Below are 25,189 nucleotides of genomic sequence, written 5' to 3'. Positions count from 1 at the left end.
CTTTTGTTCCTCAGACGCCGGCGCCGCATCCGCGGCTTGGCTTCACGCCGCACGTGCGGCGCGGCGGCGGTCGCCGCCGGAGTGGCTTGCGGTTGCGAAAACCACTCTCAAGCGCCAATGCGTGCAGCCTCCTCGGCGGCGCGCTGCATGCTGGACGACATTTCGTTGGCCACGGCACTCTGCTGTTCCACCGCCACGGCGATGGAACCGACATAGTCATTCACCTGGCCGATGGCATCGCGGATGCCACCCAGTGTGCTGACCACCTGCCCGGCTGTGTCACGCAGTCCGCCGATATCCACGGCGATGCGGTCGGTGGCGGCACGGGCCTGGTTGGCCAGGCTCTTCACTTCCTGCGCGACCACGGCGAAGCCCTTGCCGGCCTCACCGGCGCGTGCCGCCTCGATCGAGGCGTTCAACGCCAGCAGGTTGATCTGGCTGGTGATGCCGGTGATCAGGTTGACGATGTCGACCATGCTGTCCGACAGGCTGGTCAGCCGTGCGGTGACCGCGCCGGCATCCTCCACCCGTTGGTTGGCGGCTTCGGCCTCGTCGCGGGATTTGGCCATGCTGTCGGCGATCTCGCGGATGGAGGCGTTCATCTCCTCCGCGCCCGAGGCCACGCTTTCCATCATGGAACGCACATATTCGCTGCGCTGGCGGGCCAGCACCTGTCGCGTCACGTCGCTGGCATATTTCACGACCTTGTAGGGCTTGCCATCCAGACCGATGATCGGGTTGTAGGAGGCCTGGATCCATACCTCGCGCCCGCCCTTGGCCGCGCGCTTGAACTCGCCGGCCTGATACTCACCCTGGGCCAGCCGGCGCCAGAAATCGCGATATTCGGCGCTGTCGCGGTTCGCCTCCGGCATGAACAGCGCATGGTGACGGCCCTGGACCTCCTCCAGCCGATAACCCATGGCGGACAGGAAGTTGGCGTTCGCCGTCCGGATCGTGCCGTCCAGGTTGAATTCGATGACCGCCTGGCTTTTCGAAATCGCGTCCAGCTGGCTGGCGCAATCGGCGGCGATCTGTTTCTGGGCCGTGATATCGGAAGCGAACTTCACCACCTTGGTGACATTGCCATCCTCATCCAGGATGGGCGTATATGTGGCCTGGATCCACACGTCGCTTCCATCCCTGGCCACGCGCCGGAATTCCCCGCTGAAGAATTCCCCATTGCCCAGCCGTTCCCAGAAACGGCCATATTCCGGCGTGCCACGCTCTTCGGCCGGCACGAACCGGTGGTGATGGCCGCCCTTGATCTCGTCCAGCCGATAGCCCAGGGTCGACAGGAAATGGTCGTTGGCGGCCAGGATTTCGCCTGTCGGCGTGAATTCGATGACGGCCTGGGTGCGGTGGATGGCGGCGACCTGGCCGGCCATGTCGACATTGCGGCGGACCGCATCGGTGATGTCATTGGCCAGCTTGACCACCCGGGTCACCCGCCCATCAGCGTCCAGAACGGGGATATAGGTGGCGCGCAACCACAATTCCTGCCCGGATTTCGTCAGGCGCCGGTAGACGCCGGTATGGGATTGCCCGTGGCGAAGCCTTTCCCAGAATTGCTGATAATCCGATCCCTGATGATCGACCGGGCGTAAAAACATACGGTGGTGTTTTCCGTTCAATTCTCCCACGGCGTATCCGAATGTGGAGAGAAAAATTTGATTGAATTCTAATATGTTGCCGTCTGAATCAAATTCGATGACGCATTGGGATCTGTTGATGGCATCGCGCATGGCCGATAATAAGCGGGTATGCTGAAAAGGTATTAATCGCCGCATGTCAGAATTTCCTTATGGAAACAACGTTCGATCCGGTGGATTTCCCATTGTTTTCAATAGGAAGATACCCGCTCCAATCGCCATGTTATCGACTTGTCATGTGCTGGCGGAAATATTGCGCCTTCCATCAGCCGTTTGCGATTTATAATCATATTAAACTCTATTGTCCATAGTACGAAGGCGATAGTGTCAAAACGACTTTGAAACAGTCATTCCCAATAGGAGAAATATCATTCCTTATACGCCCTTCCCGTGCTGATCCAATACGAACCAAAATAGAACATTGATTGGCGTTCCGGGATTGTTCTATAGTGATCGCGGTCACATCGATGGCGCCGGATGGACGGCGGCCGTTGCGGGGCGAGGGGATGTCATGCTGACGCGCAAACAACAGGAATTGCTGTTCTTCATCAACGAGCGCCTGAACGAGGGCGGGGTCTCTCCCTCTTTCGACGAAATGAAGGACGCCCTGGGGCTGAAGTCGAAATCCGGTATCCACCGCCTGATCACCGGGCTGGAGGAGCGGGGCTTCATCCGCCGCCTGCCGCACCGCGCCCGCGCGCTGGAGGTACTGCGCCTGCCGGAGAAACCGGCGCCCAAGGCCAAGGCGACCGCCACGGCGGCTCCCGTCGCGGCCCCGCCGCCGGCGCAGGAGGTTTCCCCCCGGTTCAAGCCCAATGTCATCCGCGGCGATTTCCGCAACAGCCTGCCCGGCCGTCCGGCCAGCAACGATGCCGACGCGGTGGCCCTGCCGCTTTACGGCCGCATCGCGGCTGGTCTGCCGATCGAGGCGATGCGCGACAATTCCGTCACCATCGACATCCCGGCCTCCATGCTGGCCGCCGGCGATCATTACGCGCTGGAAGTTGCGGGCGACAGCATGGTCGAGGCGGGCATCCTGGATGGTGACACCGTCGTCATCCAGCGCTGTGAATCGGCGGAGAACGGCACCATCGTCGTGGCCCTGGTCGATCAGCAGGAAGTCACCTTGAAGCGCCTGCGCCGCAAGGGCAATTCCATCGCCCTGGAACCGGCCAACCCGAATTACGAGACGCGGGTGTTCGGTTCCGACCGGGTGAATGTGCAGGGCCGGCTGGTGGGCCTGATCCGCCGCTATTGATAGGGGGATTGGGGCAGGGGCCTCTCTGCCCCAATCCCGTCACCGGGCGGCCGTGCTTTCGCCCGGTCGGACAGGCAGGCTTCGGGTTTTCCGCCCCATGTCCGGATGGCCCCTTCATGCCCACCCTGTTCCGTCTGATGCTTCTGCCGCTGCTGTTGCTGCCGCCGGTCCTGTCGGGTTGCGCCAGCCCCTGTCAGCGCATCGATGACGAAATGCGCCAGTTGAACGCCGACACGATCCGCGACCCGGCCATGGCCGGGGACGGGCGCTATCTGGCGCGGTTCCAGGAATTGGCGGCGCAGTCGGTGGAGAAAGGCTGCCTGTCGGGTGGCCGGCGATAGAGCAGGGCAGCGTAGTCACAAAAAAATTTCATGCCTCCTGTCGGAACCCACAAGGCACCATCGTCTTATATCAGTTCCCGGTGATCGTCACCGATCACCGGGCCTCAGTCGCCGGCGCCGCCATCCGGCGGCTTGGCTACGCCGCATATGCGGCGCGGCGGCAGTCGCCGCCGTATCAAGTTCCGATCAGCCAGTTGATCGGAACTTGGTAGTGGTATGGATAACCAAACGCAGGAGGATCCCATGTATGTCGACGGTTTCGTATTGCCGGTGCCCAAGGACAAGCTGGACGCCTACAAGGAACTGGCCACGGTCGCTTCCCAGGTCTGGAAGGATCATGGCGCGCTGTCCTATGTGGAATGCGTGGCCGATGATGTCGCCTATGGCGAGGTCACGTCCTTCCCCCGTTCCGTGCAGTTGACGGAGGATGAGGTGGTGGTCCTGGCCTGGATCACCTACCCGTCCAAGGAAGTGCGCGACGCCTGCAACGCCAAGGTGATGAGCGATCCGCGCATCAAGTGCGACCCCAATGACATGCCGTTCGATGCCAAGCGCATGTTCTGGGGCGGCTTCACCCCTCTGGTCGAAGCTTGACGTTCCCTAGAGAAGCCGGGCGCCGCCATCCGGCGACTGCCGGCCTTCAATGGTCATGGACAATGACCGTTGGCATGGGTTTGCCCTACGCGCAGCCCTTTGCGGAAGGTTCAACCTTTCGCAGGGGGCTGCTTCGTTTCAGGGGCCGGCGCCGCCATCCGGCGGCTTGGCTACGCGCCACGAGGCGCGCGGCGGCAGTCGCCGCCGAACCAATTCCCGATGAGTCCAACTCATCGAGAATTGGTATTAGGCGAGCTGGTCAATGCTGCGACGCGGGAGGCGTATTTCTCCGGCTCGCCCTTGACCAGCAGCGGCAGTTCCTTGGCCAGCACGTCCAGCAGGGTAGGCAGCCAGGTCTCGTCGGCCTTGGCGAAATTGCCCAGCACCCAGCCATGCACCCGATCCTTTTCGCCGGGATGGCCGATACCGATGCGCACGCGCCAATATTCCTTGCCGATATGATCGTCGATGGAACGCAGGCCGTTATGCCCGCCATGGCCGCCGCCCCGCTTCACCCGGATCTTGGCCGGGGAGACGTCCAGTTCGTCATGCAGGACGATGGTGTCGTCGGGCGTCAGCTTGTAGAAGCGCATGGCTTCACCGACCGATTGGCCGGACAGATTCATGAAGGTCTGGGGTTTCAGCAGGAAGCATTTTTCGCCGCCTGCGATCCCTTCGGCGACCAGCCCCTGGAAGCGCCGCTTCCAGGGGCTGAAGCCGTAGCGGCCATGGATTTCATCCACGGCCATGAACCCGACATTGTGCCGGTGCCGCTCATATTCCGGGCCAGGATTGCCCAGTCCGACCAGCAGGCGCATTATCAGGTTCCGTAATTCAGTTCCTCAGGCGGCATTGCCGCCGTCGCGTTTCCGGGGCGGGCCCGGAAACGCGTGGTCACCGATCAAATGATCAGGCGTCGGCCTTGACGGTTGGCGCGGCGATCGTGGCGACGGTGAAGTCGCGATCGGTGATGGTCGGGCGCACGCCTTCCGGCAGCTTGACCGAGGAGATGTGGACCGAAGCACCGACCTCGAAACCGGCCAGATCGACGACGATCTTTTCCGGCAGGTCGGAAGCCTTGGCGAAGACCTCGATATCGTGACGGACGACGTTCAGGACGCCACCCTTCTTGATGCCGGGGCAGGTCTCGACGTTCACGAACTCCACCGGCACCTTCAGGGTGATCTCGGTGGTGTCGCTGACGCGCAGGAAGTCGGCATGCAGCGGACGGTCATAGACCGGGTCCAGCTGAACGTCGCGCGGCAGCACGCGGTGCGTCTGGCCGTCGACCGTGATGTCGAACAGGTGGGTGAAGAAGCCCGGACGATGGATCTCACGGGTGAACTTCGTGGTATCCAGGGCGATCATCACCGGCTTTTCCTTGTTGCCGTAGATCACAGCCGGAATCGAACCAGCACGACGCGTGGCCCGGGCGGTCCCCTTTCCGGCCCGGTCGCGAGCCGTGGCGGCGAGCGCGATAATCTGGGTCATGGTACTCTCCTAGTACGAAAAAAGACCCGGTCGCGGTTGCCCCGCGTCGGGTCCGGGTGTGGCGCCAGCCTCCAGGGGTGCTGTACGCCGTTGAAAATGGTCCGGCCTTTTAGGCGGAAATGCCCGCAGAGTCAAGGCAGGGGGCCGGGGTCGGGCCTGCCCAAATGCGCAACCCGACCCCTCCTTTGCGTCAGAACCGGTACCCCACCGTGCCCACGATGGAACGGCGCGAGCCCAGGAAGCAGCCGCCTCGCGCCAGGCAGGTGGAGATATAGCTCTCATCCGTCACATTGGTGACGTTCAGGCTGAGCCGCCAGGCCTCGTAATTGTAGGACATCATCAGGTCGGCCAACGTGTTGGCCGGCGTATTGATGATGATGGTGCGCGCACTGTTCTGGTCGGTCTGGCTGCCGACATAGCGCACGCCGCCGCCGACCTTGATTTCCGCCCCGTTTTCCAGCGGGAAGGTGCGGGTGATGAAGGCCGAGGCCAGATGGCGCGGGGTGGAACTGGCCGGCTTGCCGATCTCCGTCGCCACATTGCTCTTCGACGTCTTGGCGTCGGTATAGGTATAGCTGGCGGTGACGGTATAGAGTTCGGCCACGGTGGCCTGCGCCTCGAACTCGAAGCCCTGGGCCTTGATCTCACCCGTCTGCACCCGGTCCAGCGGGTTGGTGGGGCTGGTGGTGACGCGGTTGGTGTCGCGCAGGTCGAAGATGGCGGTGGTGACCAGGATGTCGGCCTGCGGCTGCCACTTCACGCCGGCTTCCCACTGCTTGCCGATCTGCGGATCGAAGGGTACGCCGGCCAGGTTGGTGCCGGCCACGGGCAGGAAGCTTTCCGAATAGCTGATATAGGGCGCGATGCCGCCCGTCGCCTCGTACAGCAGACCGGCGCGGTAGGAGGTGGCGTCATCCTTCTTCCTGGTCTTCACGCCGGCCGGGGTCAGGGTGCTGGACTTGGCACTGTCATGGCGCAGGCCCAGCAGCAGGTTCCAGCCTTCCCACTTGATCTGGTCCTGGAAATAGAAGCCCATCTGCTTCTGTTCGGCGGTGTTGCCCTTGGTGCGGGCCGGCGCGGTGAAGTTGGCGTTATAGACCGGGTTGAACAGGTCGATGGCGCTGGTCAGGCGGCTGGTGATCTGTTCCAACTCCTGCCGGTAATCCTGCCAGTCCATGCCGGCCAGCAGCATGTGGCTGATCGTGCCCGTATTGATGTCGCCCTGCAGCTGGGTGTCCGACGACAGGATGCGCACGTCGGGATATGTCCCGGACAGATAGCGGGTGACATTGCGCTGCGGCCCGGTATAGCCGGCTTGGCCGGCCGACAGGAACGGGTTCAGCGGGTTGGAGAAGGAGTTGGAATAGATCGTCTGATAGGTGACTTCGCTCCACGCCGCGCGGAAATTCTGGCGCACCTGCAGCCAGTCGGTGATCCCCTGCGCCAGGAAGGCGGAGACATTGGTCTGTTCGGCCTTGAAATCATCGAAGGCCGGCTCGCCGATGAAGGTATCGAAATCGATCTTGCCGTTGGGATTGTCATAGAGCGTGCCCGACCAGGGGAAGAACTGGGTGGTCAGGCCGGTGTCGTCCTTCTGGTGGTACAGCTGGATGGTGGCTTCGGTGCGGTCGGTGGGCCGCCAGGTCAGCTGCGGGGCGATGAACCAGCGATCATCATCGACATGATCGACCTGGGTGTCGGCAGTGCGGAACAGGCCGGTGACGCGGAAGGCCAGGGTGCCCGCCTCATCCACCGGGCCGGTCAGATCGACCTGCGCCTGCTTGCGGTTATGGCTGCCATAGGACAGCAGCACCTCGTTCGACGCGGTGAAGCCGGGGCGCTTGGAGGTCAGGTTGATGACACCGCCGACGCTGCCCTGGCCATAGAGCACGGAGGCCGGACCCTTCACCACCTCCACCCGTTCCAGCATGTAGGTGTCGTTGCGGGCGACATTGTAGCTGTCGAAGGAGGTGCGCATGCCGTCCAGATACTGGAGCGGGCGGGTGCCGCGCACCAGATAGCTGTCGATGCGGCTGTCATTGCCATAGGCGTCCGACCGTACGCCGGCGCTGTACATCAGCGCGTCCTGCAAGGAGAGCGCACCGCGTTCGATCATCTGGTCGGCCGTGATCACGGCGATGGATTGCGGGGTGATGGCGACGGGCGTGTCGGTCTTGGTGCCGCCGCCGGCCCGCCGGGCGCGGTCGCCCACCACGACCACCTGGTCCCGGTCGATGGTCTGGGCCACCTCCGTATCGCTGGCCAGGGCTTGGGCCAGCACCGGGGCCGACACGCCCCCCAGCAACAACGACACAAGCACCAGCCGCGCGGCCGGGATGCGGACCGGGTGGGACGGCATGTCAGGCTCCATCATTTATTGATAATCATTCGCAAATGCTTCTATTGACATAATTTGATACTGAGAATGACTATTAACTGTATATGAATGGTGCGCTGAACGCATGGGTGTGTGTCGGCCTGTCGTTCGTGTCAGTCCTTCTCCTGCGGAATTGACGGGTCCGGCAGAGACTGGTTCGCGGCGCGAATCTGATCGACGAAGGGGGCATTGCGCAGGGCGCGTTCAAGGCCCCAAAGGTTTTCAAAGAGACCGGGGGCGATCTCCGCAAGCATCGCCTGGGTTGCCTGTTCCACGGCGGCAATGGTGCGCCGCAATGCCGGCATCTGGTCGCGGCCGGCATCGGTCAGGGACACGATCAGGCGGCGCGCATCTTTGGGGTCACGGATCGTTTCCACCAGCCCGGCGGCGCGCAGCGCGTCGATCCACTGCATGACCAGTTGATGGGATTGCCGCAACAGGCCCGCCAGCTGGGTGACCGACATCGGCCCCTTCGCATCCAGTGCCAGCAGAGTGGAGGAGGTGCGCGGCGGGTTCAGCACGCCGGCTTCGGCATGCCATTGCTGATCCGCCTCCACCAACTGGTCAGACACCCGGCGCAGCAGGTGCGCCAGAAAGGCGGGACCCAGTGATTGGATGAAATCCGCTTCCCGGTCCGGTCGCATGCGCGATGATTCCCTGGCTGCAATTGACATATGTAATGAATTGCACAATAGCTTGCATAACTCCATGGCCAAGTCGGTTCAGCGAGGCGAAATGATCCGTGCGCTACGTCTGTTCACGCTGTCCGCCTTCCTGCTGGCGCCGGCGGCCCGCGGCGATGCGATCGATGATGCCTTCGCACTGTGGACCGGCAGTGACCGGCCGGGTTGCGCCCTGGCCATTACCCAGGGGAATGGAGCCCAGATCCTGCGCGCCTATGGCATGGCCGACCTGGAGCGGGGCGTGCCCGTGTCGGCGCAGACCGTGTTCGAGACGGGATCGGTCGCCAAGCAGTTCACCGCCGCTTCGGTGCTGATGCTGGTGGAGGATGGAAAGCTGGCGCTGGGCGATGATATCCGCCGGTATCTTCCGGAGATGCCGGACTATGGCGTGCCCATCACGATCGACCATCTGCTGACCCATATGAGCGGCCTGCGCGACTGGGGTGACATTGTCGATTTCAGCGGCTGGCCGCGCTATTCCCGCGCCTATTCCAACAGCGACGCCCTGCTGGTGGCGTCGCGCCAGCGGGCACTGAACCATAGGCCGGGGGAGCGGTTCGCCTATACCAACACGGGTTATAACCTGCTGGCCGTCATTGTGGAGCGGGTGTCGGGCCAGAGCCTGGCCGCGTTCACGCAGGAACGCATCTTCACGCCGCTGGGCATGGAAAGGTCCGGGTGGCGGGATGATTACCGGCGGATCGTGCCCGACCGGGCGGTCGGCTATACACGGGAGGATGATCGCCTGTTGCTGGGCATTCCCATGGAGAATGCCTATGGCAGTGGCGGGATGCTGACGAATGTCGTCGACCTGCTGAAATGGCTGGCGGCCCTGGACAAGGGAACCCTGGGCCCCTTCGTCACCGGCAAGCTCCAGGAGGTGGCGCATACGGAGCAGGGGCAGCCGGCGGCCTATGGTCGTGGCCTGGTGCTTGGCACCTTCCGGGGTCAGCGGGAGATTTTTCACAATGGCGGCACCAACGGCTATCAGGCTTGGTTGGGGCGTTATCCCGAGCAGGGGCTGGGCATCGCGATGCTGTGCAATGGCCGCACGGTCGGTCCCGATACGCAGGCCCGCAAGGTCGCCGGCCTGTTCCTGCCCCCTGAACCCGAACGTACGACCTCCGCCCTGCCGGATGCGGCGGAGCTTGAAGCGCGCGTGGGGTTGTATGTCGGGGAGGGGCCGTTCGACCTGCTGGAACTGGTTGCCGGGGACGGGCGCTTGCGGACCGTCGGGGGGACAGCTTTGGAATTCCTGGCGCCGGGACGATACCGGTTGGGAACCAGCGAACTGCGCTTCATGGCCCAGGGGCTTGAAAGGCACCGCGATGGTGGGGTGCAGCTTTATGTCAGGGAAAACCGGGTGACGCCCTTGCCCGCCGATCTGGCGATGCTGGTCGGCACCTATTCAAGCGAGGAGGCGAATGGCAGCTTCCGGCTTGAAATGAAGGACGGTGCCCTGGTGCTGACGCCGGGTGATCGTCCGGATGGCGCGGTACGCCTGACGGCACTGTTCCGCGATGGCTTCAAGGGGTCGGGATATCTGATGCGTATCCTGCGCGACCGGCGGGGGCGGGTGGAAGGGCTGCGGTTCCAGACGCCCCGCGTCTACAAGCTGGATTTCAAACGAAGCGGCCCGGCGCAGGGGGCGCCGGGCCGTTCCTGACCGGTGCTTAACGCTTCAGGTAGCGTTCCTCCAGTGCCCGCTGGCGGGTCTGGAGCGATTGCTCCACCCCGTTCACGAACACTTTCTCCGCCAGCGTGGTCGGTTCCAGCGGGTCGCCACCCCACAGGACCAGGTCGGCGGGCTTGCCGACACTGATCACGCCGGCGTCCTTGGCGCCGAATACCGCGGCCGGCCGGCTGGTGATGGCGGCCAGGGCCTTGTCCTTGGGCATGCCATAGGCCACGGCCGTGCCCGCCTCGAACCGGACCTGGTTGGCGTAATGGCCGTCGGCCGTGGTGGTGATGATCACCGTCACGCCGGCCTTTTCCAGCAGGGCGGCGTTCTCCAGCCGCGCACGCTGCGTTTCGAACCGGCCGGGCAGGTTGGTGGTGGGCTTCACCACGACGGGCACGCCGGCCGCCGCGATCTCGTCCGCCACGATCCAGCCTTCCTCCACACCCAGCAGGACCAGCCGCAGTTTCTCCTCCTTCGCCAGGCGCAGGGCCAGGCGGATGTCGGCGGCGCGCGACACGGCCAGGAACAAGGGCGCCTCGCCCTTGGCCACGGGCAGCAGGGCGTCCAGGTCCAGGCGTGACAGGCTGTATTCGCGCGTACCGCCCTGGTTGAAGGCCGCCCTGTTGGTGGCATAGTGGCGGGCATCCTCCAATGCGGCCTTCAGCACCGCGACCGTCAGGCTGCGGCTGCCGCCGGCATTCTTGGCCGCCCCTTCACCCAGCGGCAGGGCTACGCCGATGCGGGTGCGAACCACGATATCGGGGGCGGCACCGGTATGGATGATCGCCGGCTGGCCCTGGAACAGCGGTTCCTCCGTATGGCCGGCGGTATCCGCCTCATGCGCGTGCGCCCCGTCGCCGAAGGCCGCGGCGGGCATGATCACGGCGCGGGTGATGCCGCCCGTGCGGGCCAGCGGCAGCAGGGTGCTGGCCGGGTTCACTGAATAGGACGGGTCGTAGGCCACGGACAGGTTGGCATTGTCGGCCTTGCTATCATTGGCCTGCGAGACGGCGCTGACCTCCTCGATGCCGATATCGCTGCTGGACACGAACAGGCCCGGCGTCACCACCTTGCCCGTACCGTCGATGAGGGTGGCACCGGCCGGCACCGCCGCACCCGCACCGGCCGCCGTGACGATACCGTTACTGATGACGATGGTGGCGCCGGGCAGCGACGCGCTGGTACCATTGACCAGGGTCGCGCCCTGGATGGCGATGGTCTGCGCATGGGCGGCACCGGTGGCCAAGACGGCGAACGCGGTACCCAGAAGAAGCGTCTTCAATCCGTTCATCACTTCGCCCCCGCCTTGAAGATGTCGGCACCCGACTGGCCCAGTTCGAAATCCGACCGCGGCAAGGCGGGCGGATGGGCGCGGTCATGCTTCAGGACGCCATCGATATAGACCAGGTCGGCCAGCGTATAGATGGAGAAGGGGTTGCCGCTCCACACCACCACGTCGGCCATCTTGCCGGCTTCCAGCGTCCCGGTCTTGTCCAGGATGCCGATGGCCTTGGCGGGATTGGCGGTGATCCAGGCGATCGCCTCCTCCTCCTTGATGTCGATCCCCAGATAATGGCCCTCGGCCATGGCCTGGGCGGCTTCCTTGTTCAGATGCTGGATCAGCGTCTCGTCATCGGAATGGATGACGGCGCAGGCGCCGGCATGGTGGACGATGGCGGCGTTGGCCGGCACCCCGTCATAGGCTTCCATCTTGAAGCCCCACCAATGCGCCCAGGTGGCGGTGCAGGTGCCGCTTTCCTTCAATAGGTCGGCGATCTTGTAGGCTTCGGTGGCGTGGTGGAAGGCGGTGACCTTGTAGCCGAACTCCTTGGCCACATCGAGCATCACCGACATCTCATCGGCACGGTAGCAGTGGTTCTGTACCAGGATTTCACCACGCAGCACGCCGGCCAGCGTGTCGAGCTGCAGGTCGCGCTTGGGCGGGTCGCCCGGACCCTTGCCGTCATCGCCGCCATTCTTCTGCTTCTTGTAATAGGCGTCCCACTTGCGCTGGTAATCCGCCGCCTCGATCCAGGCCTTGCGGTAGCCGGCGACATTGGCCATGCGGCTGCCGGGCGCGCGGCTCTTGTCGCCATAGACGCGCTTGGGATTCTCGCCGCAGGCCATCTTCAGACCATAGGGCGCGCCGGGGAACTTCATCTCCTGTACGTTGCGGGCGGTGACGTTCTTGATCGTCACGCTGCGCCCGCCGAACAGGTTGGCGGAGCCTGGCAGGATCTGCAGGCTGGTCACGCCGCCACGCAGGGCGCGTTCAAAGCCCGGATCCTGCGGCCACAGCGAATGTTCGGCCCAGACCTGGGCGGTGTTGGGGTCGGTGATCTCGTTCCCGTCGGAATGGGCCTTCACGGCGGGTGAGGCGTAGACACCCAGATGGGAATGCATGTCGATCACGCCGGGCGTGATCCAGCGGCCCGTGGCATCCACGATTGTGGCACCGGCCGGTACGGGCAGGCCGGCACCCACCGCTTCGATCTTGCCGTCGCGCAGGATGACGGTGCCGTTCTCGATCCGCTGGCCCGTGCCGGTCAGCACCGTGGCGCCAGTCAGGGCGACCAGCCCGCCGGGTTCCGGCTTGTACCGGCTGGGGAAGGGGTCGCGGTTGGCGGCGGGGTCCAGGCCCTGCGCCAGTGCGGCCTTGTCCTCGCCTTTGCCCTTGTCCTTGGATTGGTTGGCCGCCTGTCCCGTGGCGCAACCGGCCAGCACCAAGGCCAGCCCCGCCACCATCCAGCGACCGGTCCGTGACCGCGCCATGCCCCCACTCCATTGTTGCCATTGAAACAATGGCCCGGAGTGTGGCGATCATGGCTATTTTGTGTCAACGGCTTAGCATGTAACGGTCGTGTAACTGTTTGCACCCGGATATGCCGAAAACAAGAAAGGCGCCGGGATCGCCGGCGCCTTTCTGCTTGGTTTTGAACCTGCTCAGATGAAGAGGCTGGAAACCGACCGCTCATTGCTGATCCGGTCGATGGCGTCGGCCATCAGCCGGGCGATGGAGCGCTGGCGGATATTGGGGGACTGCTTCACGGCGTCGGTGGCCACGATGCTGTCGGTGATCACCAGTTCATCCAGGGGCGAGCCGGAGACGCGGGCCACGGCACCACCGGACAGCACGCCGTGGGTGACATAGGCGCGGACCGAATTGGCGCCACGGGCCTTCAGGGCCACGGCGGCGTTGCAGAGCGTGCCGGCGCTGTCGACGATATCATCGATCAGGATGCAGTCGCGGCCCGACACGTCACCGATGACATTCATCACCTCCGACACGCCGGCGCGTTCGCGGCGCTTGTCGATGATGGCCAGGTCGGCCTCCAGCCGGCTGGCGATGGCGCGGGCGCGGACCACGCCGCCCACGTCGGGCGACACGACCATCAGCTTGCCGCCGGTGACCTGTTCCTGGATGTCCTTGGTGAACTCGCCACCGGCGACCAGATTGTCGACGGGGATGTCAAAGAAGCCCTGGATCTGGCCGGCATGCAAATCCATGGTCAGCACGCGGTTGGCGCCGGCCGTGGTGATCAGGTTGGCCACCAGCTTGGCGGAGATCGGCGTGCGGGGGCCGGTCTTGCGGTCCTGACGGGCATAGCCGTAATAGGGGACCACGGCCGTGATGCGGCGGGCGGAACCCCGGCGCAGCGCGTCGATGATGACCAGCAGTTCCATCAGATGGTCGTTCGCCGGGAACGAGGTCGACTGGATGACGAATACATCCTCGCCGCGCACATTCTCGTTGATCTCGACGAAGATCTCGTTGTCGGCGAAGCGACGGATCGAAGCCTTGGTCAGCGGGACCTCAAGGCAGTGCGAAATGGCTTCAGCCAAAGGCTGATTGCTGTTACCGGCGATCAGCTTCATGTGCGTGCTGCCCGTCTGAGGTGGAGAACCAGGGGTGAGCGGCCCCACCGCGGACGGTGACGCCGAACCTTCACAAAGGCGGGCGCACCATAACCCCCGACCCCCCGCCTGTAAACGCCGCGACCGTTGCAGCCTACAACGGTGTGGCAGGCGGCCACGGCATGGAAGAAGGCGACATGACCCGTTCCATCCAAACGCAACGACCCCGGCCAGATGGCCGGGGTCGGTACTTCGCTTAACCTCTGCAGCCCTAATAGCTGCGGCGGCAATCAGCGGGTCACGGCGCGGGCCGCTTCCTTCAGGTGGCCGGCGGCCTGCTGGGCCTTGCCCTTGGCCTTGTCGGCCCGGCCTTCCAGTTCCAGCGCCGGATCGTCCGTGGCCTTACCCACGGCCTTCTTCACGGCACCCTTGGCCTCGTTCAGCTTACCCTTGATGATTTCGGCGCCCATGGGACGTCTCCTTCATGTTGTCTCGTCGGGGCCGGCCCTCTCGGCGACCCTCATGGATGAAACGGCGGGGCGGGGTGATTGTTTCAGAGCGGGATGGCGATGTCACAGGTAGCAACTGTTTGAGCGGCGTTCAAAATGCCACGGGATTGCCCTTGTTCCGCCATGGCGGCTTGATTTAACAGTTAGGCGGGCGTGGTTCCGGTCCCGAACTTTTCAGGTGATGCAAGATGTGCCGTTGGCTGGCCTATGCCGGTATTCCCATTGCGATGGACACGCTGCTGTTCCAGCCCACCAACTCCCTGATCCGGCAGTCGCTGTCGGCCCAGCGCAGCGTGGCGCCGACCAATGGCGATGGATTCGGCCTGGGCTGGTATGGCGACCTGGCCCGGCCGGGCCTGTATCGCGACACGATGCCGGCCTGGTCGGATGCCAATCTGCGCTCGCTGGCCGAACAGATCCGATCGCCCCTGTTCTTCGCCCATGTGCGGGCCTCGACGGGTACCGCCACGTCCCGCCTGAACTGCCATCCGTTCCGCTATGGCGACTGGCTGTTCATGCATAATGGCCAGGTCGGCGGCTGGCCCCTGGTGCGCCAGGATGTGGAGGGCATGATCCGCAAGGACCTGTACCGCCATCGTGAGGGCTCCACCGACAGCGAGGCCTTCTTCTATCTGGCGCTGGGCAATGGCTTGATGGAGGACCCGGCCAGCGCGTTTGCCCTGACGGTCGCGCAGATCGTGGGCAAGATGCGGCGTGAGGGTGTGGCGGAGCCGTTCCGCATGACGGCGGCCTGCACCGATGGCAAACGGCTTTATGCCGTGCGCTGGTCATGCGACGGACGCTCACCCAGCCTCTATTGGACCCAGGGCCATGTCGATGGCTGCCGCGACGGCCGCGTCTGCCTGGAGGAGGGCGACGATTCGGTGATGGTCCTGTCCGAACCGCTGGACGAGGATGCCAGCCACTGGAACGAGGTGGCGGAGGGCAGCTTCCTGGTGGCCGAGGGCGGGCGCGTCACGGTACAATCCTTCAATCCGCTCGGCTGACGGAGCCCCCTGATATGCGCCGGTCGTCCTGGTTCGCCCTTGTCCTGTGTCTAGTGCCGGCCGCGTCGCTGGCCGCCCCCGGCAGCCATACGGCACCCTATAAGGAATTCCACGACCAGATGGCCCGGTTCTATGGCCAGGGTCACGACCGTCTGGCCCTGCGCCTGTCGGTGCAGCCGGCCAAGGATGACCAGCCGCTGGCCAGCCCGGTCAGCATGCTGGTGACCGCCCCGGAAGGGACGGTGCCGCTTGCCATTGGCGACGATAACGAGGTGGACATCCCCTACCGCGCCGACTGGCTGGCGGCGGGTGCCAGCGTCACGGTCAATCAGGCGCCCGGCACCTATAATATGAAGGCGCAGATCGGCATGAAGGTGCCGGCCGGTACCACGCGGCTTGCCTATGCCGATGTGAAGGCGGCCTTCGACCAGTTCGACCGGCTGATCGAGAACGAGGCGGGGGTGGCCTCCTTCCTGGCCCCGTCCGCCAAGACCTTGCGCCTGTTCTGCGGGGTGGATTGCACGGTGACCCTGGAGGGGACGAAGGGGTCGCGTGTCCTGAGGGCCGATGCCAGGGGTCGGGTGAACATTCCCAACGACAAGGCGCTGGCGAAGGAGAACCCGGTGCTGAATGTCAGCCGGCCGGTGGCCTATACGGTGCTGACGACGAAGGGGTAGGACATGCTGCCGCCGCGCCAATACGACCGTTTCACCTTCTTCTGGAACGGCCCGTTCTCTCAATGGCATCGCTGCAACTTTGCCGTCGACGGCGCCATCTACAATTGCGCCGAACAATATATGATGGCGGAGAAGGCGCGGCTGTTCGGCGATGAACAGGCGCTGGCGAAGATCATGGCGGCAGGCCATCCACGCGACCAGAAGGCGGCAGGACGCCGGGTTGCGGGGTTCACGGAAGAGGCCTGGAACGCGGTCCGGCTTGCCATCGTCCAGCGGGGCAACCGGGCCAAGTTCACCACCCATGGCGATCTGCTGGCCCTGCTGCTGGAAACCGATGGGACGGAACTGGTGGAGGCCAGTCCCCTGGACACGATCTGGGGCGTGGGATTGGCGGCCGACGATCCGGCCATTCTCGACCGTGCCAATTGGCGGGGATTGAACCTGCTTGGCACGGTGCTGACACAACTGCGCGATCAATTGCTGTCGGAGCAGGCGGCCGGCGGTATTCCCGAACGCGCGGCCCGGTTCAAGCCGGGCCACAGGTCGCGTCGGGGATAGGGCTTACCGCCACGCCTCCGCCGGGCCCTTCACATAGTGCCGCCAGACATGATCCCAGGGCACGGCCACGATGATCACCACCACCAGCCCGCAGGCGAAGATGTTGGCGGCCAGCACCTCGTCGATCCGGTCCTCTTGCCAGGCCGGCAGGGCCACACGGGCCAGCCAGATCAGTTTCCAAGCCATCTCCCAGAACAGCAGCGGCAACATGCGCAGCGGCTGGCGCAGGCCCAGCAGGGCCAGCAGCGACATTGCCCCCAGCATGGCGACCACCACGCCCTGCATCAATTCCCATTGCCGTGACCCGTCCAGGATCTGCGACCAGTTCAGGAAACCGGCGCCCACGGCCATCAGCAGATAGACGGCGCGCAGCAGGTTCAGGCGCCAGACGGCGATGTCATGCATGGTTCACTCCACCTGCTTCAGGATTTTTTCGACATTGGCCAGCGTGACGCGGGCGGCGGCCAGCTCGCCGCGCAGTGCCGTGATGGTGCCGGTCTGTTCCTCCAGCGCCGCCACGGCGCGTTCGGCCAGCGTGCGGTAGCTCTGTTCCTCGGCCTGCCTGTTGCGGGCCTGGATCAGGGTGGTGACCATGCGCATGGCGAAGACCGAGACGATCAGCACCACGAACCAGAAAATCGAGTAGAGATAGGTATCATCGGCCATTCGCGTTCCCCTCAGTTCCCCGTATCGCCCGGCCCTGGCAGGCTTTCCATGGCCTCGCGGATGCTCTCCGCCGTCAGGTCCAGGTGGAATGGCGCCAGTTCCAGATAGTTCAAAGCCTTGCCATCATCCGACAGTTCCAGCCGCGACGTGACCAGCCCCGCCTCCAGCAGTTTCTGCACATGCAAATGCAGCAGCGGCCGGCTGATCCCCATCTCGCGGGCCAGCTGGCTGACATAATGCCGCCCGCCGCCCGCCAGCAGCGCCACGATGCGCAGCCGGTGCGGGTTGGCCAGCGCCGACAGGGCCGCCAGGACCTGCCCCCCGTCACATGCCGCATCGGCTATCTGCATTGCGTCTTTCATGTGTAAGGTTTTTCTTACATGTGAAAGATAATGTCAAGAGGCTGTTTATGGGGCGGTGACGTGATTGAAATAGGCCGATGGCGTGACGCCCAGGGTGCGCTTGAACAGGGCGATGAAGGCGCTGACGCTGTCATAGCCAAGGTCGATGGCAACGGTGGTGACCGGCATCCCCTCCGCCAGCATTTCCAGTGCCCGCATCAGGCAGGCCCGCTGGCGCCAGGCGGTATAGCTGTAGCCGGTCTCGGCCACGAAGCGACGGCTGAGCGTGCGTTTCGACAGGCCGGCCATTGCGGCCCATTCATCCATGCCCCGCCGTTCCCCCGGATCGCGCAGCATGGCCCGCGCGATCAGCACCAGGCGCGGGTCGCTGGGCATGGGCAGGTTGAAGGGCTCGACGGGGGCGACGCGCAATTCATCCAGGATGACCATGGCGATGCGCTGCTGTGCCGCGTCCATCGCCGTGCCTTCCCAGGCCGATGCGCGGATCACCGCCTCGCGCAGCAGACCGGATGCCCGGATCGTGCAGGGCCGGTCGGGCAATTGCCCACAGGCGGCTTCTGCGATGTAGCAGACCCAGCCCTCCACCGCGCCATGGGTGTAGCCATAATGCGGCTGGTGCGGCGGCAGCCACACCGCCTGGTCGGCGGGCACCACCCAGGCACCGGCCTCGGTCCCCATGGTCAGCAGTCCGCGACGGATGCCGGAAAGCTGGCCGCGCGGATGGCTGTGCATGCCCAGGTCGCGATGTTCGGCCTGGGTTTCATAGATGGCCAGGATCACCGGGTTGTGGGGATCGGCGGCGGCGCGGGCGAATCTCTCTTCCGACATGGCGTAAACCCGCTATCGATTGGCTGCTGTAGCTTAGCGGCGCCGTTCCGGCTTGGGTAGGATGTTCCTTGACAGGAGGACAGGATGACCGACCACGACGCCCAACAGACGCCCGACCTGGACAGCCTTTACGATCCGCCGATGGAGCATGTGCAGAAGGGCGTGGTGAAGGAACTGATTCCGTTCCATCTGGACTATCTGGCCCGCGCGACCTTTTTCTGTCTGGCGACGGGGCGGGAGACGGGCCTGGATGCTTCACCGCGCGGCGGGCCGGCGGGCTTCGTGAAGGTGCTGGATGCGAAAACCGTGATGTTCGCCGATTGGCCGGGCAACAACCGCATCGAATCCCTGCGCAATATCGTGGCCGATGACCGGCTGGCCATGCTGTTCCTGTTCCCCGGCCTGGACATCTTCATGCGGATCAATGGCCGTGGCCGCGTCACCGACGATGCGGCCCTGTGCGCCAGCCTGGCGGAAGGCAGCAAGGTGCCGAAGACCGCGACTGTCGTGGCGGTGGAGGAGGTGCTGTTCCATTGCGGCAAGGCCATCAACCGGGCCAAACTCTGGTCCGCGGACTCGCTGATCGACCGTAAGACCCTGCCCAGTCCGGGCAAGATGGCGGCGGCGATGAACAAGCAGGATGAGGCGGCGGCCGTTGCCATCGACGCGCATTATGATCACGCCATGCATAACGGTCTTTATGGGTGATCCGCGCAGAACCGCAAGTTCGGTGGAGCAGCCTGTCGCCGGAGCGATCAAGGTTGGGCTGCCACGGAGACCGGGACGAAGATGACCGCAGCGGTTCAGAACTATCACAGGCGGATGCAGCGGGTGCTGGACCATATCGACCGGCATCTCGATGACGATCTCGACCTTGATGTGCTGAGCGCGGTCGCCGCCTTCTCGAAGTTTCACTTCCACCGGCAGTTCACGGCGACCTTTGGGGTCTCCACGCATCGCTATATCCAACTGGCCCGCATGAAGCGCGCTTCATACCGGCTGGCCTATCGGGACGATGAACGCGTCACCGATATCGCGATGGATGCCGGATACGAGGCGCCGGACGCCTTCGCCCGTGCCTTTCGGCAACGGTTCGGGCAATCGCCCCTGTCGTTCCGGCAGTCGCCCGACTGGGAACCGTGGCTTGCGGCCTTCGGGCCTCTCGATGATGCGAGGTGCAAGCTGATGCAGAAGATTTACAGTGCCGACGATGTGACGATCCGGGACGTTCCCACCATCAAGGTGGCGATCATGGAGCATCGCGGCGACCCGGCAACGCTGGGCACCACGATCCAGCGCTTCATCGCCTGGCGAAAGGCTGCCGGCCCGCACCCCAGGATCAGTCCGACCTTCAATGTCTGGCGTTCCGAACGCTGTCCCGCATTGATTGCCGATTACAGCGTGGACCTGTGTGCCGGCACTGACAAACCGATCGACGCGCATGGGGGGCAGATCAAGGCGGGTGAGATCCCCGGCGGGCGCTGCGCCGTGCTGCGCGTTGTCGGCAATACCGACAATCTGGAACCTGCCGCCTTATACCTCTATCACGACTGGCTGCCGGCCAGTGGCAAAGAAGCGCGCGACTTCCCGATCTATTGCCAGCGGCTGAGCCTGTTCCCGGAAGTGCCGGAGCATGAGGCGGTAGCGGAACTGTTCCTGCCGCTGAAATGACGCCGGTTACGCAGGGATGGGCAACCCCTCATCCCAATAGGGCGGATCGCCGAAGGCCAGCCGCAGATGCCCGATCAGGGCGGTCAGCTTGGCCGACGGGCGCGGGTCGTTCGGATAGGCGATGACGATCTGCGTGAGGTCGGGGGCGGTGCCGATATCGATGATCTCCAGCGCACCGGCCTTCAGTGCCTTGTGGGTGTGGAAGGTGGGCAGCATGGCGATGCCCAGCCCGGCAATCGCCGCCTCCCGCATCGCCATGCAGGAGGTGACGCGCAGCCGGGGGGCTACGCGGGCGATCAGCAGCTCATTCTCGCTCTTGAAAGCCCAGTCATCCGGGCCGCGTTCCATGTAATGGATGGCCTTGTGCCGGGTGAGGTCATCTATGCTGGTCGGACGGCCGTACTGTTCCAGATAGGCGGGGGCGGCCACCAGCGTGCGGCGGCTGGTGGTCAGGGGCTGTACGGCCAGTTTCGGCAATTCGCCGGCCATGATGCGGATGACGGCGTCGTACCCGCCCGCCGCCTCGCTGATCCTATCATCGAAATCGGCGGTGACCGCGACATCGGGATAGCGCGCCATGAAGCCATAGAGGGCGGCCCCCAGATGCTGGTCGCCGAAGCCGCGCGGGCCGGCGATGCGCAGGGGGCCGGACACTTCGCCCCGCCGCTGTGCCAGTTCGTCGGCGGCCTCGTTCGCCTCGACCACGATGCGGCGGGCGCGTTCCAGAAAGGTCAGGCCGTCTTCCGTCAGGGCCAGTTGCCGACTGTTGCGTTGAAGCAGGCTGGCGCCGAGCGCGCGCTCCAGTTCGGTCAGGCGTTCGCTGATCGCCGATTTCGACAGGCGAAGATGACGCGCCGCCTCGTTGATCGATCCCCTGTCCGCCACCGCGACGAAGGCCACGATGCCATCGAGCTTCATCATTCGACATCTCCGGACGGTTGGTTCGGATTTTCCGACCTGTAAGGGGTGTGAGCGGTAAAGTATATACAGATCAGCGGGATATCGCCTAGCTGCTGTTCATTTTCATGCACGCGTTTCCCGCAAACACGACCCTTGGGGAGGCCGAAGTGAAATTGCGGAACATCGTCGCCGGCGCGCTGCTTGTTGCCGGTATGATTGTGTCAGGTCAGGCGGGGGCGGTGGGTTTGACCTATCCGCCGGGATTCCAGACGAAGGAAATACAGACCAACGGCACGACCCTGTATGTGCGGGTCGGCGGCAAGGGGCCGGCCGTCGTGCTGCTGCACGGCTATGGCGAGACCGGGGACATGTGGGTGCCGCTGGCCACCGACCTGATGCGCGATCATACCGTCATCGTGCCCGACCTGCGCGGCATGGGCCTGTCGGCCAAGCCGCCCAGTGGCTATGATAAGAAGACCCAGGGGCGCGACATTGCGGGGATGCTGGATGCGCTGAAGGTCGGCAAGGTCGATCTGGTCACCCATGATATCGGTAACATGGTCGGCTATGCCTTCGTCGCGCAGAATCGCGACCGGGTTTCACGCTTCGCCCTGATGGATGCGCCGCTGCCTGGCATCGGGCCGTGGGAAGAGATATTGAAGAATCCGCTGCTCTGGCATTTCCGCTTCGGCGGGCCGGACATGGAACGGCTGGTCGCGGGGCGGGAGCGCATCTATCTGGACCGGTTCTGGAACGAGTTTTCGGCCACGCCGGCCAAGTTCAGTGAAGAAGCGCGTGTGCATTACGCCAAGCTCTATGCCCAGCCTGGCGCCATGCATGCCGGCTTCGCCCAGTTCGCGGCGTTCGATCAGGATGCGATCGATGACAAGGAATTCCTGGCGGAAGGCAAGCTGACCATGCCGGTCCTGGCCGTGGGGGGCGAGAAATCCTTCGGCCCGGCCATGGCGGCGGTCATGCGGTATGCAGCGGAGAATGTCACCGAAGGGATCGTGCCCAATTCCGGCCATTGGGTGATGGAGGAACAGCCCGAGGCAACGGTGAAGCTGATCCGGGGGTTCCTGGATGGGGGTAAGTAAGAACGTCCCCGGCGCGTCGTGGGTATGACGCGCCGGGGATGGTTCAGATCACTCCCGCTCGATGATAAAATTCCGAAAACAGATCATATTTCAATATTTTGTGCACATCATCGCCCGATGCCATGAAAAATGCCATGACTGGGCGTCGCCCCAATGTTGGTCGTTTAGCTGGGTCGGCAGGACAGATGAAACTTGCCGTTAGATGCGTCGGCCTATCCCGTTGGCGATCATGTTGACGAGGTGCTGGACAGCGACTTCAAGAGCATACTGTGAAGCACCGTATCCTGAGATCTCGCCGTAAACGCTATACTCGGAGACGTCAAAGCCATCTTCAATGTCGTTGAACCAGACAACAAATCTACCGACGATCGCTACTACCCAAAAGCCGCCTCCGAGATCACCATATGGGTGCTGCACCCATTTGTTCGGGATGACTGAGATGCACTCCCATAGGCGCAACTGCTCAGCCGACATCCTCTCTTCGGCGGCGTTTATGCTGTCCCGGATTTCGCTTTCAGTTGCCGCCGACCAAGCCATTAAGCCTCCCTCGGGAAATGCCCCACGTGAAAGGCATGTTCATCGGTGGATGAACATGCCTTTCACGTCGTCGTGAGGCTCACCCGATACCATGATTAGGTTGAAGCCTCGTCTCATTCCCACTCGTTTCTCAACCAGGCCGTCAACGCATTGAAATGAATGCAAAAAATATTTTTACGTCAATTGGGTATCGATCAGAACTTCTCCAAAATGGAGAGCTTCTGAAAACATTGCGCTTTTTCCAGTGCATCAATGGAGTATATTTTCGGCATCTATCATGAATGTGAAAGTCATAGAAAATAATTTTGGGCGGAAAGTGCGTTCCGCCGATGCTACGATATCATATGACTACCGAAATTTAGCACCGACATTTTCTCAAACGGAATCATCGCTCTATGAAATTCCGAAATCTACATCAAATAACCTCGGAAGTAGGCTTCGTGGCCTCTCCCAGTACAGAGCAGTCGGGCTGACTTTTCATTGTCCATTCACGCATAAACGCAGTCCAGATGCGCAATAGACGCATAGGAGGGAAGCTCTCCCTTGGCTGCCGGGCTTCACGATCAGGGTATTCACCCCCTTCCTCGCCGGAATGGGAAATCCGACCTAGCCCATTGGGACCGATGCCGTGAATACATCTGCCACAAGCTAACGATGTTTCCACAGCATCATGCCGCAACGGCTGACGTGTTGAAATGGCTCGGGGCCTCTGGGATCGGCAAGGTGAGGGTTGCGACCGTGGCTGCATTATTATGATGGTGATCCGGGCATGCCGGGGCACCCGCATGACCATCGCCCGGATCGACATCTGCCAGGACAGGATTTGAATGCCCGCCCCCGCCGCCCCATCGCGCTTCGATGTCGAGACCTTGCGGAGCCTGGCCGGCGATCGGGCATTCGCGCGGGGCCGCGACTACCACAAGGCGGGACAGGTCACGATCCTGTCGCTGGAGGCGGACCGCGTGCTGGCCCGGGTGGCGGGCAGCGAGACCTACCGGTCCGTGCTGATGGGCAAGGCCAAGCGGATCGGGGGCGAATGCACCTGTCCCGCCTTCGAGGATTACGGCTTCTGCAAGCACCTGGTGGCCGTCGGTCTGACCGCCAATGACGCAATCAGCGCGGGCGTCGCCCCCTCAGCCAGCCCGATGGACCGCATCCGCCGCCATCTGCGCGGACTGGATATCGACACGCTGGTGGCGATGCTGACCGACCTGGCCGAGCGGGACGATACCCTGTTCCGCCGGCTGGACCTGGCCTCCACGGCTGCCGATGGGGATGACGAGGCCCTGCTGACCCGTTTCCGGCAGGCCATCAACGACGCCACCCGCACGGGCGGCCATGTCGATTATGAGGAGATCGACGATTGGGCGGCGGGAGTGGAAGCGGTGCTGGATGCCATTGCCGGCCTGATCCCGGCCGGCAAGGCGGCATTGGCCCTGCGGCTGGCCGAGCATGCCTGCTCCCGGATCGGGGGCGCCCTAGCCGAGACCGACGAGGACGGACAGGGTTCGAACCTGCTGGAACAGGTGGCAAGACTACATCTGGACACCTGCCGGGCAGCCCCGCCCGCTCCCGTCGATTTGGCCCGCGACCTGTTCGAGCGGGAGATGGAGGATGAGTGGGGCCAGTTCGCCCGCGCAGCCGAGACCTATGCCGACATCCTCGGCGACACCGGCCTGGCGGAATATCGAAGGCTGGCCACCGAGGCCTGGAACCGGCTGCCAGCCCTGTCCCCGGGGCGCAAGGCGGCCTATGACGCGGACACTGACCGGCCGCGCCTGATGGGCATCCTCGATTTCTTCGCGGCGCGTGACGGCGATGTCGATGCCCGCATCGCCATCCGGGCCAAGGTGCTGAGAAATCCCTGGGACTATCTGCATCTGGCGGAATTCTGCCTCTCGGCCGGGCGGACGGAGGCGGCCCTGCAATGGGCGGAGGATGGGCTCTGGCTGTTCGAGGATGACCGTCCCGACGAGCGCCTAGTCAAGCTGGCGGCAAGGCTGCTGCTGGATGCCGGGCGGACGGAGAAGGCCGCCTCCCTTCTCTGGAAGTGCTTCACGCGGCTGCCAAGCCTTGATCTTTACCGGTACGTCCGCGAGGTGCTGGGTCCGGATTTCCGCGACCATGCCATTGACTGGCTGCGCGGAAAACTGGCCAAGGCGGCGCCCGGAAACGGCTGGGATTTCCCGGCCGACCTTCTGGTCCGGGTCCAGCTGGAGGAAGGTCTGATCGCCGACGCCTGGGACGCCGCCCGCCAGCACCGCCTCTCCGACGGGTTGCGGCTGTCGGGGAGGCCACGCATCCTGGCGAAGCGCTGGCCATCTATGCCGCCCATATCGACAAGCTGATCGAGCAAGGCGGCAATGGCAACTATGCCGAGGCCTGCCGGCTGCTTGCCCGCATGGCCGCCCTCCAGCCCCCGGCCGCGCAGGCGGCACTCGTTGAGAG

The 25,189-nt window shown here is 63.9% G+C and carries 26 protein-coding genes; 11 read left to right on the top strand and 15 right to left on the bottom strand.

From position 1 onward, the window contains the following. Positions 1 to 107: 107 nt before the first annotated feature. Positions 108 to 1,742, bottom strand: coding sequence for a PAS domain S-box protein (locus tag ACM9HJ_RS15950; RefSeq protein ID WP_416572741.1), 1,635 nt, complete (start codon positions 1,740 to 1,742; stop codon positions 108 to 110). A gap of 418 nt (positions 1,743 to 2,160) precedes the next feature. Between ACM9HJ_RS15950 and lexA the strand changes: the two genes are divergently transcribed. The 3 genes from lexA (at position 2,161) to ACM9HJ_RS15935 (ending at position 3,842) form a co-directional block, all read left to right on the top strand. Beyond that, positions 2,161 to 2,907: a transcriptional repressor LexA gene (gene lexA, locus ACM9HJ_RS15945; RefSeq protein WP_416572740.1), complete on the top strand. Its 747-nt coding sequence runs from the start codon at positions 2,161 to 2,163 to the stop codon at positions 2,905 to 2,907. 116 nt (positions 2,908 to 3,023) lie between these two features. Continuing rightward, positions 3,024 to 3,248 carry a hypothetical protein gene (locus ACM9HJ_RS15940; RefSeq protein WP_416572739.1) on the top strand — a complete coding sequence of 75 codons (225 nt, stop codon included), beginning with the start codon at positions 3,024 to 3,026 and terminating at the stop codon, positions 3,246 to 3,248. A 243-nt stretch (positions 3,249 to 3,491) separates the two neighbouring features. Further along, the gene (locus ACM9HJ_RS15935; RefSeq protein WP_416572738.1) at positions 3,492 to 3,842 is read left to right on the top strand and encodes a DUF1428 domain-containing protein; all 351 of its coding nucleotides are present in this window, start codon (positions 3,492 to 3,494) and stop codon (positions 3,840 to 3,842) included. Positions 3,843 to 4,072: 230 nt separating this feature from the next. Here the strand turns inward: ACM9HJ_RS15935 and pth are convergent, their stop codons facing one another. The 4 genes from pth to ACM9HJ_RS15915 all read right to left on the bottom strand — a co-directional run bounded on the left by pth (position 4,073) and on the right by ACM9HJ_RS15915 (position 8,354). Next, positions 4,073 to 4,660, bottom strand: coding sequence for an aminoacyl-tRNA hydrolase (pth, locus tag ACM9HJ_RS15930; protein WP_416572737.1), 588 nt, complete (start codon positions 4,658 to 4,660; stop codon positions 4,073 to 4,075). A gap of 91 nt (positions 4,661 to 4,751) precedes the next feature. Further along, entirely contained in the window at positions 4,752 to 5,333 is a 582-nt protein-coding gene (locus ACM9HJ_RS15925; RefSeq protein ID WP_416572736.1) for a 50S ribosomal protein L25/general stress protein Ctc, read from the bottom strand. Positions 5,334 to 5,523: 190 nt separating this feature from the next. Continuing rightward, on the bottom strand, positions 5,524 to 7,692 hold the full coding sequence (locus ACM9HJ_RS15920) for a TonB-dependent siderophore receptor (protein WP_416572735.1): 2,169 nt from the start codon (positions 7,690 to 7,692) through the stop codon (positions 5,524 to 5,526). Positions 7,693 to 7,823: 131 nt separating this feature from the next. Further along, positions 7,824 to 8,354 carry a MarR family winged helix-turn-helix transcriptional regulator gene (locus ACM9HJ_RS15915; RefSeq protein ID WP_416572734.1) on the bottom strand — a complete coding sequence of 177 codons (531 nt, stop codon included), beginning with the start codon at positions 8,352 to 8,354 and terminating at the stop codon, positions 7,824 to 7,826. 91 nt (positions 8,355 to 8,445) lie between these two features. Between ACM9HJ_RS15915 and ACM9HJ_RS15910 the strand changes: the two genes are divergently transcribed. Beyond that, on the top strand, positions 8,446 to 10,059 hold the full coding sequence (locus tag ACM9HJ_RS15910; protein WP_416572733.1) for a serine hydrolase domain-containing protein: 1,614 nt from the start codon (positions 8,446 to 8,448) through the stop codon (positions 10,057 to 10,059). A gap of 7 nt (positions 10,060 to 10,066) precedes the next feature. On the opposite strand, the gene ACM9HJ_RS15905 is transcribed toward ACM9HJ_RS15910, so the two are convergent. From ACM9HJ_RS15905 to ACM9HJ_RS15890, 4 genes are all read right to left on the bottom strand, one after another. Further along, a complete protein-coding gene (locus tag ACM9HJ_RS15905) occupies positions 10,067 to 11,356 on the bottom strand; it encodes an amidohydrolase family protein (protein ID WP_416572732.1) in 1,290 nt (429 codons plus the stop codon). Positions 11,357 to 11,364: 8 nt separating this feature from the next. Then, a complete protein-coding gene (locus ACM9HJ_RS15900; protein ID WP_416572731.1) occupies positions 11,365 to 12,846 on the bottom strand; it encodes an amidohydrolase in 1,482 nt (493 codons plus the stop codon). A 171-nt stretch (positions 12,847 to 13,017) separates the two neighbouring features. Beyond that, positions 13,018 to 13,950, bottom strand: a complete 933-nt coding sequence (locus ACM9HJ_RS15895; protein WP_416572730.1) for a ribose-phosphate pyrophosphokinase — start codon at positions 13,948 to 13,950, stop codon at positions 13,018 to 13,020. A 269-nt stretch (positions 13,951 to 14,219) separates the two neighbouring features. After that, entirely contained in the window at positions 14,220 to 14,399 is a 180-nt protein-coding gene (locus ACM9HJ_RS15890) for a CsbD family protein (protein ID WP_416572729.1), read from the bottom strand. Positions 14,400 to 14,626: 227 nt separating this feature from the next. On the opposite strand from ACM9HJ_RS15890, the gene ACM9HJ_RS15885 reads away from it, so the two are divergent. From ACM9HJ_RS15885 to ACM9HJ_RS15875, 3 genes are read left to right on the top strand one after another with little or no spacing between them, the layout of a single operon-like run. Then, complete coding sequence (locus ACM9HJ_RS15885; protein ID WP_416572728.1) at positions 14,627 to 15,445, top strand: class II glutamine amidotransferase; 819 nt, start codon at positions 14,627 to 14,629, stop codon at positions 15,443 to 15,445. Between the two features lie 14 nt (positions 15,446 to 15,459). Next, positions 15,460 to 16,122, top strand: coding sequence for a DUF2987 domain-containing protein (locus tag ACM9HJ_RS15880; protein WP_416572727.1), 663 nt, complete (start codon positions 15,460 to 15,462; stop codon positions 16,120 to 16,122). Positions 16,123 to 16,125: 3 nt separating this feature from the next. Further along, complete coding sequence (locus tag ACM9HJ_RS15875) at positions 16,126 to 16,680, top strand: NADAR family protein (RefSeq protein WP_416572726.1); 555 nt, start codon at positions 16,126 to 16,128, stop codon at positions 16,678 to 16,680. Between the two features lie 3 nt (positions 16,681 to 16,683). Here the strand turns inward: ACM9HJ_RS15875 and ACM9HJ_RS15870 are convergent, their stop codons facing one another. From ACM9HJ_RS15870 to ACM9HJ_RS15855, 4 genes are read right to left on the bottom strand one after another with little or no spacing between them, the layout of a single operon-like run. Then, complete coding sequence (locus ACM9HJ_RS15870) at positions 16,684 to 17,085, bottom strand: hypothetical protein (protein WP_416572725.1); 402 nt, start codon at positions 17,083 to 17,085, stop codon at positions 16,684 to 16,686. 3 nt (positions 17,086 to 17,088) lie between these two features. Further along, positions 17,089 to 17,346, bottom strand: coding sequence for a hypothetical protein (locus tag ACM9HJ_RS15865; RefSeq protein WP_416572724.1), 258 nt, complete (start codon positions 17,344 to 17,346; stop codon positions 17,089 to 17,091). A gap of 11 nt (positions 17,347 to 17,357) precedes the next feature. Then, complete coding sequence (locus tag ACM9HJ_RS15860; protein WP_416572723.1) at positions 17,358 to 17,708, bottom strand: ArsR/SmtB family transcription factor; 351 nt, start codon at positions 17,706 to 17,708, stop codon at positions 17,358 to 17,360. A gap of 45 nt (positions 17,709 to 17,753) precedes the next feature. Next, positions 17,754 to 18,536 carry an AraC family transcriptional regulator gene (locus ACM9HJ_RS15855; protein WP_416572722.1) on the bottom strand — a complete coding sequence of 261 codons (783 nt, stop codon included), beginning with the start codon at positions 18,534 to 18,536 and terminating at the stop codon, positions 17,754 to 17,756. Between the two features lie 84 nt (positions 18,537 to 18,620). On the opposite strand from ACM9HJ_RS15855, the gene ACM9HJ_RS15850 reads away from it, so the two are divergent. Then, a complete protein-coding gene (locus tag ACM9HJ_RS15850; RefSeq protein ID WP_416572721.1) occupies positions 18,621 to 19,244 on the top strand; it encodes an MSMEG_1061 family FMN-dependent PPOX-type flavoprotein in 624 nt (207 codons plus the stop codon). An 81-nt stretch (positions 19,245 to 19,325) separates the two neighbouring features. Continuing rightward, complete coding sequence (locus ACM9HJ_RS15845; protein WP_416572720.1) at positions 19,326 to 20,207, top strand: AraC family transcriptional regulator; 882 nt, start codon at positions 19,326 to 19,328, stop codon at positions 20,205 to 20,207. A 6-nt stretch (positions 20,208 to 20,213) separates the two neighbouring features. Here the strand turns inward: ACM9HJ_RS15845 and ACM9HJ_RS15840 are convergent, their stop codons facing one another. Further along, entirely contained in the window at positions 20,214 to 21,128 is a 915-nt protein-coding gene (locus ACM9HJ_RS15840) for a LysR family transcriptional regulator (RefSeq protein WP_416572719.1), read from the bottom strand. 146 nt (positions 21,129 to 21,274) lie between these two features. On the opposite strand from ACM9HJ_RS15840, the gene ACM9HJ_RS15835 reads away from it, so the two are divergent. After that, the gene (locus ACM9HJ_RS15835) at positions 21,275 to 22,204 is read left to right on the top strand and encodes an alpha/beta fold hydrolase (protein ID WP_416572718.1); all 930 of its coding nucleotides are present in this window, start codon (positions 21,275 to 21,277) and stop codon (positions 22,202 to 22,204) included. Positions 22,205 to 22,402: 198 nt separating this feature from the next. Here the strand turns inward: ACM9HJ_RS15835 and ACM9HJ_RS15830 are convergent, their stop codons facing one another. Beyond that, positions 22,403 to 22,741 carry a hypothetical protein gene (locus ACM9HJ_RS15830; RefSeq protein ID WP_416572717.1) on the bottom strand — a complete coding sequence of 113 codons (339 nt, stop codon included), beginning with the start codon at positions 22,739 to 22,741 and terminating at the stop codon, positions 22,403 to 22,405. A gap of 827 nt (positions 22,742 to 23,568) precedes the next feature. Here ACM9HJ_RS15830 and ACM9HJ_RS15825 point away from each other — a divergent pair. Beyond that, on the top strand, positions 23,569 to 25,089 hold the full coding sequence (locus ACM9HJ_RS15825) for an SWIM zinc finger family protein (RefSeq protein WP_416572716.1): 1,521 nt from the start codon (positions 23,569 to 23,571) through the stop codon (positions 25,087 to 25,089). The last annotated feature ends 100 nt before the right edge of the window (positions 25,090 to 25,189 follow it).

Origin of the sequence: Niveispirillum sp. KHB5.9, from assembly GCF_048066115.1 — a bacterium.
Taxonomy (GTDB): Bacteria; Pseudomonadota; Alphaproteobacteria; order Azospirillales; family Azospirillaceae; genus Niveispirillum.
The sequence above is the reverse complement of the archived record's forward strand: the minus strand, read 5'-3'. Positions and strand labels throughout refer to the sequence as shown.

Bases quoted from the DNA above. Each gene is read 5' to 3' on its own strand.
- ACM9HJ_RS15910 (WP_416572733.1), top strand. From the start codon at position 8,446: ATGATCCGTGCGCTACGTCTGTTCACGCTGTCCGCCTTCCTGCTGGCG.
- ACM9HJ_RS15900 (WP_416572731.1), bottom strand. From the start codon at position 12,846: ATGGCGCGGTCACGGACCGGTCGCTGGATGGTGGCGGGGCTGGCCTTG.
- ACM9HJ_RS15825 (WP_416572716.1), top strand. From the start codon at position 23,569: ATGCCCGCCCCCGCCGCCCCATCGCGCTTCGATGTCGAGACCTTGCGG.
- lexA (WP_416572740.1), top strand. From the start codon at position 2,161: ATGCTGACGCGCAAACAACAGGAATTGCTGTTCTTCATCAACGAGCGC.
- ACM9HJ_RS15890 (WP_416572729.1), bottom strand. From the start codon at position 14,399: ATGGGCGCCGAAATCATCAAGGGTAAGCTGAACGAGGCCAAGGGTGCC.
- ACM9HJ_RS15865 (WP_416572724.1), bottom strand. From the start codon at position 17,346: ATGGCCGATGATACCTATCTCTACTCGATTTTCTGGTTCGTGGTGCTG.
- ACM9HJ_RS15950 (WP_416572741.1), bottom strand. From the start codon at position 1,742: ATGCGCGATGCCATCAACAGATCCCAATGCGTCATCGAATTTGATTCA.
- ACM9HJ_RS15845 (WP_416572720.1), top strand. From the start codon at position 19,326: ATGACCGCAGCGGTTCAGAACTATCACAGGCGGATGCAGCGGGTGCTG.
- ACM9HJ_RS15915 (WP_416572734.1), bottom strand. From the start codon at position 8,354: ATGCGACCGGACCGGGAAGCGGATTTCATCCAATCACTGGGTCCCGCC.
- ACM9HJ_RS15840 (WP_416572719.1), bottom strand. From the start codon at position 21,128: ATGATGAAGCTCGATGGCATCGTGGCCTTCGTCGCGGTGGCGGACAGG.
- ACM9HJ_RS15885 (WP_416572728.1), top strand. From the start codon at position 14,627: ATGTGCCGTTGGCTGGCCTATGCCGGTATTCCCATTGCGATGGACACG.
- ACM9HJ_RS15875 (WP_416572726.1), top strand. From the start codon at position 16,126: ATGCTGCCGCCGCGCCAATACGACCGTTTCACCTTCTTCTGGAACGGC.
- ACM9HJ_RS15935 (WP_416572738.1), top strand. From the start codon at position 3,492: ATGTATGTCGACGGTTTCGTATTGCCGGTGCCCAAGGACAAGCTGGAC.
- ACM9HJ_RS15920 (WP_416572735.1), bottom strand. From the start codon at position 7,692: ATGCCGTCCCACCCGGTCCGCATCCCGGCCGCGCGGCTGGTGCTTGTG.
- ACM9HJ_RS15925 (WP_416572736.1), bottom strand. From the start codon at position 5,333: ATGACCCAGATTATCGCGCTCGCCGCCACGGCTCGCGACCGGGCCGGA.
- ACM9HJ_RS15830 (WP_416572717.1), bottom strand. From the start codon at position 22,741: ATGGCTTGGTCGGCGGCAACTGAAAGCGAAATCCGGGACAGCATAAAC.
- ACM9HJ_RS15855 (WP_416572722.1), bottom strand. From the start codon at position 18,536: ATGTCGGAAGAGAGATTCGCCCGCGCCGCCGCCGATCCCCACAACCCG.
- ACM9HJ_RS15895 (WP_416572730.1), bottom strand. From the start codon at position 13,950: ATGAAGCTGATCGCCGGTAACAGCAATCAGCCTTTGGCTGAAGCCATT.
- ACM9HJ_RS15850 (WP_416572721.1), top strand. From the start codon at position 18,621: ATGACCGACCACGACGCCCAACAGACGCCCGACCTGGACAGCCTTTAC.
- ACM9HJ_RS15940 (WP_416572739.1), top strand. From the start codon at position 3,024: ATGCCCACCCTGTTCCGTCTGATGCTTCTGCCGCTGCTGTTGCTGCCG.
- pth (WP_416572737.1), bottom strand. From the start codon at position 4,660: ATGCGCCTGCTGGTCGGACTGGGCAATCCTGGCCCGGAATATGAGCGG.
- ACM9HJ_RS15880 (WP_416572727.1), top strand. From the start codon at position 15,460: ATGCGCCGGTCGTCCTGGTTCGCCCTTGTCCTGTGTCTAGTGCCGGCC.
- ACM9HJ_RS15860 (WP_416572723.1), bottom strand. From the start codon at position 17,708: ATGAAAGACGCAATGCAGATAGCCGATGCGGCATGTGACGGGGGGCAG.
- ACM9HJ_RS15870 (WP_416572725.1), bottom strand. From the start codon at position 17,085: ATGCATGACATCGCCGTCTGGCGCCTGAACCTGCTGCGCGCCGTCTAT.